The organism is Pseudanabaena minima str. Chao 2107, from assembly GCF_051131155.1.
GTDB classification, from domain to species: domain Bacteria; phylum Cyanobacteriota; class Cyanobacteriia; order Pseudanabaenales; family Pseudanabaenaceae; genus Pseudanabaena; species Pseudanabaena minima.
This window is the reverse complement of sequence record NZ_CP159508.1, coordinates 923557-937795: the sequence shown is the minus strand read 5'-3', so window position 1 is coordinate 937795 and position 14239 is coordinate 923557. Positions and strand designations below refer to the sequence as shown.

At 43.2% G+C, this 14239-nt stretch carries 14 protein-coding genes; 6 read left to right on the top strand and 8 right to left on the bottom strand.

The features are described from left to right. Positions 1-606 (top strand): hypothetical protein, encoded by a 606-nt coding sequence (locus tag ABM313_RS04035; RefSeq protein WP_434686414.1) that lies wholly within the window; start codon positions 1-3, stop codon positions 604-606. Between the two features lie 361 nt (positions 607-967). Here ABM313_RS04035 and ABM313_RS04030 read toward each other — a convergent pair whose 3' ends face one another. Next, on the bottom strand, positions 968-1924 hold the full coding sequence (locus ABM313_RS04030; protein WP_434686413.1) for a hypothetical protein: 957 nt from the start codon (positions 1922-1924) through the stop codon (positions 968-970). Between the two features lie 124 nt (positions 1925-2048). On the opposite strand from ABM313_RS04030, the gene ABM313_RS04025 reads away from it, so the two are divergent. Beyond that, positions 2049-2900 carry an IS5 family transposase gene (locus ABM313_RS04025; RefSeq protein ID WP_434684046.1) on the top strand — a complete coding sequence of 284 codons (852 nt, stop codon included), beginning with the start codon at positions 2049-2051 and terminating at the stop codon, positions 2898-2900. A gap of 20 nt (positions 2901-2920) precedes the next feature. On the opposite strand, the gene ABM313_RS04020 is transcribed toward ABM313_RS04025, so the two are convergent. From ABM313_RS04020 to ABM313_RS04010, 3 genes are read right to left on the bottom strand one after another with little or no spacing between them, the layout of a single operon-like run. Then, positions 2921-3460 carry a S1 family peptidase gene (locus ABM313_RS04020; protein WP_434686412.1) on the bottom strand — a complete coding sequence of 180 codons (540 nt, stop codon included), beginning with the start codon at positions 3458-3460 and terminating at the stop codon, positions 2921-2923. After that, positions 3453-3782, bottom strand: coding sequence for a CU044_2847 family protein (locus ABM313_RS04015; RefSeq protein ID WP_434686411.1), 330 nt, complete (start codon positions 3780-3782; stop codon positions 3453-3455). The genes ABM313_RS04020 and ABM313_RS04015 overlap by 8 nt, the downstream gene beginning before the upstream one ends. Positions 3783-3822: 40 nt before the next feature. Continuing rightward, positions 3823-4689: an Rpn family recombination-promoting nuclease/putative transposase gene (locus tag ABM313_RS04010; protein ID WP_434686410.1), complete on the bottom strand. Its 867-nt coding sequence runs from the start codon at positions 4687-4689 to the stop codon at positions 3823-3825. A 170-nt stretch (positions 4690-4859) separates the two neighbouring features. On the opposite strand from ABM313_RS04010, the gene bioU reads away from it, so the two are divergent. Beyond that, positions 4860-5843: a (S)-8-amino-7-oxononanoate synthase BioU gene (gene bioU / locus ABM313_RS04005; RefSeq protein ID WP_434686409.1), complete on the top strand. Its 984-nt coding sequence runs from the start codon at positions 4860-4862 to the stop codon at positions 5841-5843. Between the two features lie 479 nt (positions 5844-6322). Here bioU and ABM313_RS04000 read toward each other — a convergent pair whose 3' ends face one another. The 3 genes from ABM313_RS04000 to ABM313_RS03990 are packed head-to-tail and all read right to left on the bottom strand — an operon-like array spanning position 6323 to position 9866. Further along, positions 6323-7645 (bottom strand): pentapeptide repeat-containing protein, encoded by a 1323-nt coding sequence (locus tag ABM313_RS04000; RefSeq protein ID WP_434686408.1) that lies wholly within the window; start codon positions 7643-7645, stop codon positions 6323-6325. After that, entirely contained in the window at positions 7636-9639 is a 2004-nt protein-coding gene (locus ABM313_RS03995; protein ID WP_434686407.1) for an ATP-binding protein, read from the bottom strand. Before ABM313_RS03995 ends, ABM313_RS04000 begins: the two co-directional genes overlap by 10 nt. 5 nt (positions 9640-9644) lie before the next feature. Then, positions 9645-9866, bottom strand: a complete 222-nt coding sequence (locus ABM313_RS03990; RefSeq protein ID WP_434686406.1) for a hypothetical protein — start codon at positions 9864-9866, stop codon at positions 9645-9647. A gap of 397 nt (positions 9867-10263) precedes the next feature. Between ABM313_RS03990 and ABM313_RS03985 the strand changes: the two genes are divergently transcribed. The 3 genes from ABM313_RS03985 to ABM313_RS03975 all read left to right on the top strand — a co-directional run bounded on the left by ABM313_RS03985 (position 10264) and on the right by ABM313_RS03975 (position 13736). Next, complete coding sequence (locus tag ABM313_RS03985) at positions 10264-13164, top strand: transcriptional regulator (RefSeq protein WP_434686405.1); 2901 nt, start codon at positions 10264-10266, stop codon at positions 13162-13164. A 129-nt stretch (positions 13165-13293) separates the two neighbouring features. Beyond that, the gene (locus ABM313_RS03980) at positions 13294-13602 is read left to right on the top strand and encodes a hypothetical protein (RefSeq protein ID WP_434686404.1); all 309 of its coding nucleotides are present in this window, start codon (positions 13294-13296) and stop codon (positions 13600-13602) included. Beyond that, positions 13521-13736, top strand: a complete 216-nt coding sequence (locus tag ABM313_RS03975) for a DUF6760 family protein (protein WP_434688355.1) — start codon at positions 13521-13523, stop codon at positions 13734-13736. The genes ABM313_RS03980 and ABM313_RS03975 overlap by 82 nt, the downstream gene beginning before the upstream one ends. On the opposite strand, the gene ABM313_RS03970 is transcribed toward ABM313_RS03975, so the two are convergent. After that, positions 13733-14191, bottom strand: coding sequence for a pentapeptide repeat-containing protein (locus ABM313_RS03970; protein WP_434686403.1), 459 nt, complete (start codon positions 14189-14191; stop codon positions 13733-13735). The two genes, ABM313_RS03975 and ABM313_RS03970, sit on opposite strands and share 4 nt — an antisense overlap. Between the last annotated feature and the right edge of the window lie 48 nt (positions 14192-14239).

Below are 14239 nucleotides of genomic sequence, written 5' to 3'. Positions count from 1 at the left end.
ATGATGAGTGCGGTGATAACTGCAACAAAGCTCCCAAAAAAGTTTCCACAATTTTCTCCAAAACTCTCAGCATTGTCAGACAAAAAGTCTCGAGCTTCATTGATGAATGCTATACCCACCTCGAAAATTCCAATATCCAATATAAATAAGTATATCCTAACGATAATGACTGTAAAGACACCGCTAACAATGCCACCAACAACGCCACCAACAATACCCCCAGTATTGAAAGAAATGCTAAACAAAATGCCAAATGAAACAGAGAATGCAATATCAAACCAAACAAATATCCAACTATCACTTGATGTTAAACAATCTGTCCGAGAAGATAAAAACAAGCCAAGACAAACATTTGTTAAAGACGTTAACAATACAAAAAACAAGTTCGGATTTCCTATCCAACAGCCAATTAAAATGCTAATCGTGCTACCAGTGATTAGTATACTTCTACCAATAAAATGTTTTTCTTGTTCTAGATACCTTATCCCTAAAATTGTAGTTATTATCATTCCTAAAGAGCTAAGAATCACACCCAAACCAATTTGTGAAAGCGGGGGTAATATTTCTACAAATTTGTGTAAAGTAGATATAAAAAAGCTAGGCTGAACCAAATAAATTATGTTAAAAAATAACGGTATGTGCAAGCCTATGGGTAAAAAACAAAAGCCCACACTATAGGCTGCCAAAAGAATGATAGGTATTAAGAACCAATCCCAAATCTGTCCCTTTAATAAAATTGTAAAAGCAAAGAGTAAACCAAAGAAGCAAACAACTTGTAGGAATTGCACGAGGAATCGTCTATTAAGATTAAATAGCAAAATATCTTGAAAAGTGGTATCCAAACGCTTACCTTCTTGTACTGGTGCTGGACTCCATTCATTCATCCTCTGCTGCAACCGTGAAGGATAAAACATCGCCCAATACCATAACTCCCAAGTTTCTTTTAGCCATACTTTTAAAGTCTCAATCATCGCTGACCTCGCACAAACTCTGCAAACTCATTACTAAACAACTCTCCATCAGTTCCCAACAACCCATACCGTTGCAACAAATCCCGCGTCTCACGGGTCACCACACTTCCAGATTTCCCCGCCGCCACTCTCAAAGCCTGACGTTCCAAATCAGACAGTTCATGCCAAATCCCTGTCCAATGCGAATGCACCTGAAACAAAAACTCCCTTTTTACCACTTCCACATCACCATGCTGCCAAAGTAAAGCCGCCGCCATCTGAGTATAAAAAGGCAACCGCCCCGCTAAATTATTAACCAAATTCAGCGTATCCGTCCCACAACTAGAAAACCCATCCCGCAATAACTTCTCCCATGCCTCAACCTCCAACGCCCCCAACACCGTCGTACTAAAAATATTCCCAAATGGCGAAGTCGCTCCCAAATTTCGATAAATCTGATCAAGCGGATGCCGACTCGCAAACACCAGCGTAAACCAACCCGCTGAAGCCTTAGATCTCCAATCTGCACCCCAATCTTGAAACTTATCCAACCGATAACCAATACTCTCCAACTCATCCAAAATCACTATCAACCGATAACCCTCCTCCTTCAGTTCCAGCAAAGCATCCTCGACCTCATAGGGATCGATATTATCACTCCTACCCCAAGGCTCTGTCCCCACTTGTGCCTTAATGCCACGCCTCAACCCTTCCATCAGCCCATAATGATCGTGAAATTTAGAATTTTGCAAATCCAACGACACAATTAACGGCTGTTGCGAATCCTGAAAGAAAACCTGCGGACGCTCCTTGATATAGCGCAAAAACGAACTCTTCCCACTACGCCGCAACCCCACAATATTCACACATTGCGCCGAAATTGCCCCAATCCGATTTTTGACATCCGCGATCGCACTCACCCGACCATAAAAGCGATCAGGCGACACAGGCGCACCATACTGAAACGGATTCACATCACCCCGTTGCTGCTGGTGAAACTGACGATTTAGAGTCGCAAGATCGGGAAAATATTAGACCTCTTGCAGAACCAAAAACATGTTAGATTTATAAGCTTTTTATCAGATCTCAAATTAAGCGATGAAATACGAAGCCAGTCAAAATCTATCAGCGACAGAATTTAAACGGTTATTTGGGGTAAGAAGAGAAACATTTGCGCAAATGACGGAGCTAATGCAACAAGCAGCCCAAAGCAAAGGACAAGGTGGTGTAGAACCAAAGCTAAGTCTAGAAGACCAAATATTGGTTACTTTGCAGTATTGGCGTGAATATCGCACCTATTTTCATATTGCTAGCGACTGGGAAGTGTCAGAATCGACGATTTGCCGCATCGTCAAAAAAGTAGAAAATGTCTTAATTAAATCGAAAAAGTTTCGGTTAGCAGGAAAAAAGTCATTGTGGCAGGAGAAGGCTCCAGCCATAATTGCCATTGATGTAACTGAGACAAAGGTTGAGCGCCCTAAATATCACCAGAAACATTTTTATAGCGGTAAGAAAAAGCATCATGCCCTCAAAGCCCAATTGGTGGTCGATCTGACTAATTTCAAGATAGTTTGTACCGCTTACGGTAAGGGCAAGCAGCATGATTTCTCATTATTCAAGGCAAGTGGAGTTCATTTTCACGCACAGACACAAGGTTTGGCAGACAAGGGTTATCAAGGCTTACAAAAGTTGCATCCTAACTCGCAAATTCCTATCAAAAAGCCTCAAAATGGCTCATTATCCAAGGAAGATAAGCGTTGTAATCGCCAACTTGCACGTCAACGTATTGCGATTGAGCATGTTAATCGTCGCTTGAAGATTTTTAAGATTCTCTCTTTACCTTATCGTAATCGTCGTCGTCGTTTTGGTTTGCGTTGTAATTTGATTGCTGCCATTTATAACTTTGAAGTCGCTCTTGTTGCTTCTAAAACTTTCTCTGCTCTGGATTAATTTTCAGTTCTGCAAGAGGTCTATTCAAAAACTGTCGCGATCGGAATCCCACCACCACCCAAAGGCAAACTGCGATCTTCCGTATATTTCACAACCCCGCAAACCTTACCCGTAGCAGGATTGAGCAACGGCGCACCACTTAGCCCAGGACGCACTCTGTTATCACTAAACTTGATCTTCTGTGGCACATCACCGTTAAATCCATCGCAACGAAACGTTACAGGCGCACCATTGGAGTCGTTATCAGGATATCCGTATGCAAAAAGATCGTCAAAAGCAGCGATCGCCCCATCTAACTCCACACAAGGCAAGGTCTCCGCCGTCTCAAATTGCAACAAAGCCAGATCGACAGGATCAGGAAAAGACTGCAAAACCGTCGCTACTGCAAAATCCTCTTGGTTTTGCCATCTCACCTTAATCGGGCGATCGCCAGCATTTTTAACCACATGATGACAAGTCAAAATCAGTCCAGACGATACAAAGAAACCTGTACCGTGAGTATTATCAATACTTAGCTTCACCGTACAAGTCTTAAGATTGTCTGGACTGAGACTAGCCAATGGTTTTCACCGTCCCAGCTTCCTTTGTCCATTCCAGAGAAATTTCCAGATTTGCTTTACCACCGCCTTTGACCAGTACAGCCGTTAATTGACCAGCCTCAACCGCTAACTCCATGCCAAACTTCACCGTTGCTTTATTTGGTCTTGCGCGATTAATCGGTTCGGCGATCGCTTGGACAATTCCGCCGAGCGCATCAGTTACCGCTTTAAACTTACTGGCTTCATTCGCCACATCTTCACGCCCAGTTTGCGTTACCTCAACCAGAATGATCGTGCCATCCTCAAGCTTGACGGGAATATTCTGAGTGCGATCGTCTGACATAATTTACTGCTCTCGATTACTAAAGCGTTAGATTTTATTTTTATCCATTGTTACGCAACCAAGTATTTAAATCCGCAACAGTTTGCAAATCAAAGATAACTTCGGCAAGGTTTTCTAACTGTGTCACCGACAATTTTGTAATCCTATTTTTTGTTCTAGGGCTTAATTTCCCAAACTTGCGGGTTAGCATCCTTACCAACATCGCGACTTGTCTCTGCAAACCCTCTTGCTTACCTAACTGCAACCCCTCTTGCTTACCCTCTTGCTTTGCCTCTTGATAAACACGAGTGTTTTTCAAATCGTTGTATGTAAACATGGCTTCGATCTCCTGACGACTTAACTTGGGGAACTTATAGACAAGTACCGTCTCTATAAATTTTACTACTTGGTCTTGTAAATCTGGGTTTGGTTCTTGGTGGACTTTTTCGTTGATTTGTCTTGCAAGTTCGGGAGCTTTGTTTTCTGGAGCTAATATTAGTTGAATTATGGCAATAGTCAGGGAATTTGCCTCTTGATTTAGCCAATCTTCCAGATAAACACGGATGATTCGGTTAGAAGTGATCATCTCCTGCACATGATCGACGATTTCTGGTTCACAATTGCGCTTAGCGAAAATGGCTACAGCTTGCCATTTATTGCTTGGACGAAATTGATTGAGATATAGAAATATTTCTGACAGAAATTCCCAGTAAAAGTCATTTTTTGGTTGAAATTGGACTTCCAGAAAGAAGATTGGCTTATCGTTGACTGTAGGCAAGAAGATGCCATCAAACCGAAATGCTTTCTCTTTGATTTCAGCAGTACTGAATTGATAGCCTTCTGCTTCTGAAATTGGGCGATCAATTAGCTCAAAGAGTAGCGTATGGAATGATTGGAAGAGTTGATAAAAGAGGGTATCGGTTTTCATCGCTGATTAGCTTATCACGCAGCAATCAAGTCAGCCAATTTTTGATGGTGCGGCAAAGCCGCACCATCAAAAATCTGGTTCTTTTGTGCCAGTGTGTCCGAAAATATGGCACATTAAAGGATCGCATCAGAATTGTAAACTCCCATAGCGAAAAACGAAGTTAAACTTAAATGACATTAAAAGTTGGAATTTTAGGATTTGGTGGATTAGGGCAAGCGGCGGCGAAATTGCTTAGCGCTAAGCAAGAAATGCAGCTAGTCGTAGCTGCCGACAAAGAAGGCTTTGCCTATGACCCACAGGGGCTAGATGCTAACAAGGCGATCGCCACTTATCAAAACAAAGGCTCACTGGGCTATCTCGAAGGAGTAGGTACTCTTACTCAAGACAGCATTGCGGCAGCGATCGCTACCGCCAAGGATGTTGATGGTTATTTCCTTGCATTGCCAAACCTGCCTAATACCTTCATGGCAAGCGTGGCTAAGCAATTCATCGCTTCAGGTTGGAAGGGTGTGCTAGTGGACGCGATCAAACGCACTAGTGCCGTTGAGCAAATGATTGCCCTTGCCCCCGACCTAGAAGCCGCAGGCATTACCTATATGTCTGGTTGTGGCGCAACCCCCGGATTATTGACAGCCGCCGCAGCGATCGCCGCTCAGAGCTTTGCGGAAGTTCACAAGGTCGAGATTACCTTCGGGGTAGGCATTGCCAACTGGAACGCCTACCGTGCCACCATCCGCGAAGATATCGCCCATATGTCTGGTTATACAGTTGATATGGCTCAAGCGATGAGTGATGTGGAAGTAGAGGCTCTGCTTGAAAAGACCAATGGGTTAATCTCGTTGGAAAATATGGAACATGCCGATGACATTATGCTCGAGCGTGTAGGAATTTGCGATCGCGATCGCGTCACCGTTGGCGGCGTAGTTGATACCCGTAATCCGAAGAAGCCTCTCAGCACCAATATGAAGCTGACTGGACGCACCTTTGAGGGCAAAATCTCCACCCATACTTTCACCCTTGGTGATGAAACCAGCATGGCAGCAAATGTCTGTGGACCCGCATTTGGCTATCTCAAAGCGGGTAAACAGTTCCATCAACGCGGTATTTATGGTTTGATGACGGCTGCCGAAGTAATGCCTGCGTTTGTTCGCTAAGTTTATATTTGGAATCTAGAAGCATATTTGTAGGGCGCGTTAGCGAAAGCGTAACGCGCTTTAATAATAAGTAGCTAGGCATATGAAAACTTAAAAAGCACTGGTGAAGATCTCCGACTTTTTTTGTGAATTCGCAAATTGTCTTTGCTTGCTTATATAGCTGTCCCCATGCTTGTTAGGACATAAAAACCAAATAGTGTGAGGCGGCGCGAAGTGCCGCCTCACACTATTTGGTTTTTGATTTGTCCTGATACAGGTTACTATAGCTATAAAAAGTCGGGGATCTGTACATTTATAGGTTTCTGTTGATGACTTATCCCCATTCATGAAAGTGTGACAACACTTTTATGAATTAAAAACAAAAGGCATTACCTGTCTTGACAGGGCTAAAGACTTGGCAGGTTAACGCTAATGATATTTTTGCTTGGCTAAAGGTTTAGGCAAACGCAGTGAGAGTAAGCTAAGCGATCAAGCATCTCTTACTTGCATTTACCGACAGTGCCATCGGGCATTGTTGCGCCACAAAAATTTGCACCCTGCAACACCGCACCCCGCAAATTCGCGCCCGTGAGATTCGCCCCTGAGAGATTTGCCCGTTGTAAATTTGCGCCGACAAAATCTGCTCCACGTAAGTCTGATTGATTAAGATCGGCCTCCACTAACTGCGCTCCTCGCAACCTTGCTAAACGTAAATTCGCACCCGATAGATCGAAGCCCCTAAGATTGCGATCTTCACCACCACGATTGACAATTTCCCAAACTACCCGCCACTTGCGATCAAGAATTGTCTCCTCATTAATAATGCTTTCCCGCAAATTAGCAAGGCGGAGGTTTGCTCCTTCTAGCTTCGCATCAGAAAGTTGTGCTCCTTTAAAGTCAGCTTCAGTGAGATTTGCCTTAGTTAAATCGGCATAGCGGAGATTCGCATCATTAAACTTGACACGTACTAGATTACTGCGTCTGAGGTTCGTAATGAATAGATAGGCTTGAGTGAAGTTTGCATCTTCCAAATTAACTCCTGCCAGATTCGCCTTCTCAAAATTCCCACCCGATAGATCGGCTGCGACCAGAGTTTGACCTTCAGTGCGCTGATTGACAATTTTCCAGACTAGAAACCACTTAGGATCAAAAAAAGTATCACTATCAATCTTGCTCGATCGCAGATCGGTATGGAATAGATTTGCTCCTGCAAAGGTAGTTCCTTCTAGACTTGCCCCTTCTAGATTTGCCCTTGTGAGATTTACTTCACTAAAGTTTGCCCTACGGAGGTTTGCTCTTTTTAAACGTGAATTAGTAAGATCCGCTTTTTCTAGATCCGCAAGTCTGAGATTAGCATTCTCAAAAGTAGCTCCATCGACTTTTGCACTAATTAATTTTGCGAATTGTAAGTCAGCATTTTTGAAGGAAGCTTGATTGAGAATAGAGCGTTCAAGATTGGCATATTTGAGATTGGCTCGAAAAAGATTAGCCCCTTCAAGTTTTGCTTCTAGCAAATTTGTATTCAAAAAATCAGCCCCCGATAGCAGAGCAAAGCGCAGATCCGCACCTAACATATTTGCGCGCATAAACTTTGCCCCATCTAGCTTTGCCCCACGCATATCAGCTTTACGAAGATCGGCATCCCTAATATTGGCATTGATCAAGTCGGCTCCTGCAAGTCTGGCATCAGGCAGGTCACATTCTGAACATTCTTTAGTTTTAATCAATTGATCGACGTGACTTTGATTAGCTGCCATCACTGATGTCGCTGTCGTGATGACGATGAGAGCAGAAATAGCGATCGCCTTTTTGCCTATACCCATCCTTTTATCTCCGCATCCATCATTGGTTTTTCGAGTTTAATATACTCAATTTTTGCAGCTTGCAAGATATGTTTCATCTGCACAGGTTCATTGAGATCTGCCGCAATAAAAGCTGAGTTAAGGGCAATATTGCGAATATTACCACCCGCAACACTGAGTTTACCAAGTTTCACATAATCTAGATCGAGTATTGGTGTTTTTTGAGGGAAAGCTCTACGCCAAATTTCAGCACGTTGCTCCGCATCGGGAAAGGGAAACTGAATCACAAAACGTAAGCGCCTTAAAAAAGCTTGATCGAGGGAGTTTTTCAGGTTAGTGGTGAGAACTGCCAAGCCGCGATAGGCTTCCATTCTTTGTAGCAGATAGCTAACCCCGACATTAGCATGGCGATCGTGACTGTCCTTAACTTCAGTGCGCTTCCCAAAGAGCGCATCGGCTTCATCAAAGAGCAGAATTACGCCACCACCTTCCGCAGCATCAAAAATACGTTTGAGATTTTTCTCAGTTTCGCCAATATATTTGTCAATTACCGAACTGAGATCAATGCGATAGACATCAAGCTGTAATTCATTGCCCAAAACTTCCGCTGCCATCGTTTTACCAGTGCCACTTGTACCAGCAAACAGAGCGCTAATCCCCAATCCACGACGACTCCTGCCTGCAAATCCCCATTTTTCGTAGACGGTTAAACGTTGACGTACATGGGCAGCAATGTCATGCAGTACGAATTTTTCCTTAGGCGGCAAAATCAGATCTTCCCAAGTGGCATTAGTTTCTACGCTTTGAGCCAGTTCATTGAGTCGAGGGCGAGACTGAGCGCGACAGGCGTTCCAGAGGGTTTGATGGAAGGTATGGTTAGATTGTAGTTTATGTGAGCTTTTAGCTTTGAGAGAGGCGTTGTAAATATGCGTGGGCGAGAGGTTAAAATAAGAGACGAGTTCATGAATGGAAGCATTGAGTGACTCTTTGATGTCGCTATCTAGATCGCGGAGAGATTCTTCCCACAGTGTTTGCTGCTCATTAATCGAAGGAGATTGCACATCAAAGGTAATGATTGTCCGTTGATGTTGGCGGCGACGGCTTTGACTGCTAATAATCATCGGACATTGCAGAATTTCGATCAGATAGCCGATCGCCATATCTTGATTTGGATTGGGAGCTTCATCGCGATCGCAGTCTAGTAATAGAGCTGTATCACTCAGCGTATATTCGCGATCGCATAGCTGAGCAATGAGCTGAAGATTATTTAAATCATGGGGCAGCAGACTAGCAGGTATTTTATAGAGATTTAATCCCAAATCTATACAAACATCAGCAGCGATCGCCATTTTACTAGCGACATCTTCGCCACATAGTTGCAATACTGGTAAAGTTTCTAATCCGTCGTCCTCAGAGGCATTTAGCCATGTGGCGAGCGCCTGCTTCATGATTTGTTGATGGGAATCAATCTGGACAGAATTAGCAACTACAGGTTCTAAAAGTTTGAGCAAGTGTTCATCAAGATGCTGATCTCCCATCAAATAATGCAAAATTCGTTCATTAATTCGTAAGGGACTAGATGTAAGCGCATTTCCTGCCCCAATCTCTACTAAATGCCATCGACGTAAATTTGCGGCTGGCGAGAGGGCTGACCAGTCAGCATGATCTAGTAGAGCCATCGCTAGACTAAAGGTAGGATAGGCTTGTTTGTGGTCATTGGCAATTTCAGCACAAAGCAGTCCCCAGTTTGGATCAAATTCCATGCCTGCACATAGCAACAGCACATCTCTTTCAAACTCAGAAAGACTAAAATTTTCACAGAGTCGTTGGAGATGACTATCAATTTGAGGTTTTGGTGGCTTAGATCCAACTTGAGCTTCTAAAATCTCACCTTTTTTTTCTGCAATTTTTTGTTCTAAGGTTGAGCGAATCTCAGCGATCGCCGAAAATAGAACCTGTTGGCTTTGCTTTAGCCACTTGGTGGTGATGATTGGTGTTTTTGACGATACGATCATGCTTTTTAAGTTACCGTTTTGATTATTTGCTCCAGATAGGTCTCCGCCTCGTTAACTGGTAGCAAAATCGCCTCTCCTTGCCGCAAAATCTCATACTTACCCCCATGAAATCCATGCCCAGCAATTAAACCCATTGATACGGCAAGGTTTCCTAATTCTGTGAGTTTATTGACACTTATGGTCTCCATTTCCAGATTTAGACGTTGTTTAGTTTCATCTTCATTCATGATTTGCTACTCAGTTTGACGATATTTCTGGTTGCTTAATAATACTGCTTGCAAGGAACAGGTTTTGATGGCGCGGTTTTGCCGTGCCATCAAAACCTGTTCCTTATTTTATGCCGAAGCCCTCACCATAACGACATGCTCACAAAAGCCCCATAAATTTAATGAAGGGACTTTTGTATTAATAGTTTGTATGAATAGATTGTCAGCAAATCACGATCTTCTATATCATAATCTTATGGCAAATTATGACCTTGTTTAAGCTTAAATGGCTGTATCATTTCTGCTTATCACACCTATCAATTCAACAATTTGTCATTCCTTAAACTTTTCAGAATGCATTGGGTTGTATTCTTAGTATAGCCTTTGTCCTATTCACAAAAAATCCTGCACAATAGATATGAGGAGTGAACCAACCATATTTGCCTCAAACGCCGATAATAGTGCCACCGAGCAAAATGCAGGAATGAATATGGTGGATATATTGACCCTATCCACGCGGCAACAGCAAATTATTAATTGGATTATGCGCCAACGACAGTCACCGTTGGAGGCGATCGCTGCTTATATTGAAGCGGAACTAGAAGAGACCCGTGCTGAGGTTACAGATTTAATCAGCCAAGGTTTTCTTGAATCACGCCAAATTCAAGGTGTCACATACTACGAAATTGATTTTCGTCGTCAACAAAGTACTGAAACCTTAGACGCAATATCGTCGGTCTCATCGGCAGTCCGACCGTTATCAATTATTCTCAACCCATCAGGGACAGTATCAATTACTACAGGCGAAAGTTTTGAATTGTGTGTCACAGTCACCAATCAGGGCGATCGCAGTGCTGTAATCAGTATGGCACTTGATCAAGACTCTAGCTCGATTTATCCTTGGTGTGCTTTTCCGTCAGAGAGCTTAGCGCTGAGTGTGGGGCAAAGCTGCGAAGTCGTATTCCTGATTCAAGTACCACCAACGACTTTCCCCGATGAATATAACTACACCTTAATTATTGATGCGCCCCAGCATTATCCAGAACATACCCCAATCCAATACAAGGGTAAGGTTATTGTTCTCCCTTCAATCCAAGAAGTAGTTAGAGTCAATGATCCTACTTTTGTCACTCTGCCGCGTACCTCATCTGACAATCCCCATCCCTTGCGATCGGGGGAAATCTGGCAAGTTCTCATTTCCGTCTCTAATCGTTCCGAACGGGTCGATCGCTTTCGGGTTACAGTTCCCGACCTAGATCCGAAATGGGTTTCAATTTACTATCCTGAAGGCTTGGCGCTTGTGGGTGTGGTCGAAGCCGCAGAAGGCTTACCCCTCAACCCTGACACCCAAGGACAAGTCACGATAATTTTCAAGCCGCCTATGGATGTTTGGGCGGGAATTTATGCGCCAACAATTCGTGTTCATTCTGATAACAATCCCGACTTAACGTTATTAGATATTGCTTATTTTGAGATTCTGCCAACCTATCAACTCGATATTCAACTGGTGACTTTGCTAACGAGGGTTGTCAATCAGCCTTCACTTTATGAGATGCGCTTTAAAAGTAATGGCAACATTGCACGTGAATTAATCCTCAGAACTAGTAGCCCTGAACAAGATGGATTGTTGCTCTATACCTTGACCAATGAAGAAATTAAAATCTCTCCCTATGGAACGGCAAGGATCAATATCGAAGTCGAACCCACCAAAAAATGTAAGCCACGGTTTTTAAGCGATCGCTATCTAAATTTCATCATCGAAGTTGAAGATAAGCAGGGCGCACTACTGGCTAATGATCGCTATCTTGGTAATTTATTGCTGCCAGCCCGTCCTTGGTGGCAATTTGTTTTACTGATTATTGGAATTTTGGGCTTAATTGGAACCATCATCTTTTTGATTTGGTGGTTCTTCTTTAGGCCACCCGATGTGCCACAGGCGATCGAGTTCACATCCGAGGCATCCACCTATAGAGAAGCTTCTAATGAAGCAATTCGCTTACGTTGGCGAATCACTTATCCTGAGTTGTTACGAGAAATCAAAGTAGAAGGACTTTCAACGGATGATAAACTCCTCAGTCAACCTGTTGTTTATAACTTTAGCAAGGGAATTCCTCCAGAGTTAAAAGACTATTGTGTGATTGATCGCGAGTTGTTGTGTCAAAACGTCCCAACTGATGCGCGTAAGCCTAGTCAGTATATTTTTCAGATGAACCTATCATCAAAAAATCCGAAAACTCGCACTATTCCCTTGGTTAAAACCACCAAGATTTTAGTAGAGCCAGTTCCTCAGGCTGAGATTTTGGAGTTTGCCTCAACTAAGCCTCTCTACACAGAATCCAAGCCAGTTTTACCAACCATTGCACCTGCACCTGTCCAAGCTGCGCCATCGGGAAGTGCTCCTGCAACTCCTGCCCCAACCGAGCCTAAACCTGAAAATGTTGCCAAAGCTCCTAATTTTACAGAGCCAAGTTCGATCGCGATCGCTTTGGAAAAACAGGTATTCTATACGGCAATTGGCATCTCTCAGGGTGCAGCCAATCCAAGAATAGTCAGACCTAAGCCTGATCTGGATAACGAAGTTCGACTCAATTGGAGTATATCTAACACTAGCCAAGTTAGGGAATTAACCCTTGTTGGCAGATCCCCTGAAGGTGAAGTCAAGAGTCCCCCATTGCGTTTTGTATTCACTGAAGGCTTGCCGCGATCGCTACGTCCTTACTGCACTATTTCCAATGATCAAATGGTTTGTAAAAATGTACCAACCGAAGCCAAGGCTTCAGGTAATTACATTTTCGAGTTAGCGATCGTGCCGAGCAAGCCACCCGTTGATCCTAAGGCAGTTCTAGTTACTAAAAAAACTGAAGTTACCAAAATCGCGCCCTATCCTGCCAAGATTCTTGAACTGAAGGTAAATGGACAGGATGCATTACCCCAATATTCCTTCAATCTCAATCCTGATATTCCCACCATTCTCACTTTGTCTTGGAAAGTCGAGGCTTCGGCTGCGGCAAAAATCGATTTACTTCCTGCTCCTGGTAACATTGCTGCTGTCGGACAGCTAGCTTTACCCCTAAGTCCCAAGTCCGCAGAAGTAACCTATATCCTTAAAGTGAACAATCCTGATGGGCAGGTGATTATGCGCTCCTTCATTATCCAGACGATCGCGCCACCACCAGCTCCTAAACCTGAAGAAACTCCTCCGATCGCTTTACCTCCCGATGTTCCTGAGATTGACTCTCCGTTAATTCCAAACACATCTCCAAACCAGCGATCTGGCGGCATCCTCACCCCTTCGGAGGTTCCACCAAGCCAAAAATAAAATGCTACTAAAGATCCCCCTCAATCCCCCTTAAAAAGGGGGAAGAAGAAAATTCTCCCCCCTTTTTAAGGGGGACTGGGAGGGATTTAAACCTTAAAACATAGACAGTATCTTTGAAATTAATTAATTATGATTGTTGAAGAATTTGATTTTAAGTTGCCTAAAGGATTAATTGATGTCAATGGAGAAGTGCATACTCAGGGCAAAATGAAACTGTTGACCGCTAAAGATGAGATGATTGTGCAGGATTTGTCTAGACGTAATCCAGATAATGATCTTGTCTTTTTATTGTTGGTTCAAGCGATCGCTAAATTAGGTACTTTAAATAAAGTTACCGCCCAACAACTAGAGCAACTATTTTTGCCAGATTTTCTCTATTTACAAAATCTATTTGGAAGTTTACAACCTCAAAATGTGACCACATCGGGGGAGTTATAGGCTACCCCTCGGAGAGATTATACGAGGAGGTAGCCTTCATTGCTTTTTACTTCCATTGGTCAAGGGAGGACATTCTCAACCTTACCCATGCCGAACGCTTGCGTTGGGTCAATGAGATTATGCGCTTACGCTAATCGCCTGATAATCGACAATCACGATTATTCAGCTTACCGTCAGACATAATCGTGCGACAAAAGATACTTTTTTGAGAATTAATATCCTTTAATAAAGCTGCACTAAACTTGGCTCCCCGCAAGTCTGCACCACGAAAGTCCACATTCTCTAAGTCAGCATTAGTGAAGTTTGCCCAGCGCAGATTTGCGTCCTGAAAATTGGCATCTTTTAAATAAGCGCCGATCAAATTTGCACCAATTAAGTTAGCCTTACGCAAATCGACAGCCCGCATTTTTGCTAAGCTCAGATTTGCTCCATTAAGCTTAGCCTCAGAGAGATTAGCATTACTTAACTCACATTCTGGACAAGCTCTAGTTTCTAGCAATTGGCTAACAGGATCAGCGATCGCCGTTGGAGCTAATGAAAAATATAAGGGCAAGGCGATCGCGCCTAATAAAAAGTAGTTATGTAACATTGGCATTCCTACACAGTCTAGGATTCTGCAATTTAATAGGGAACAGAT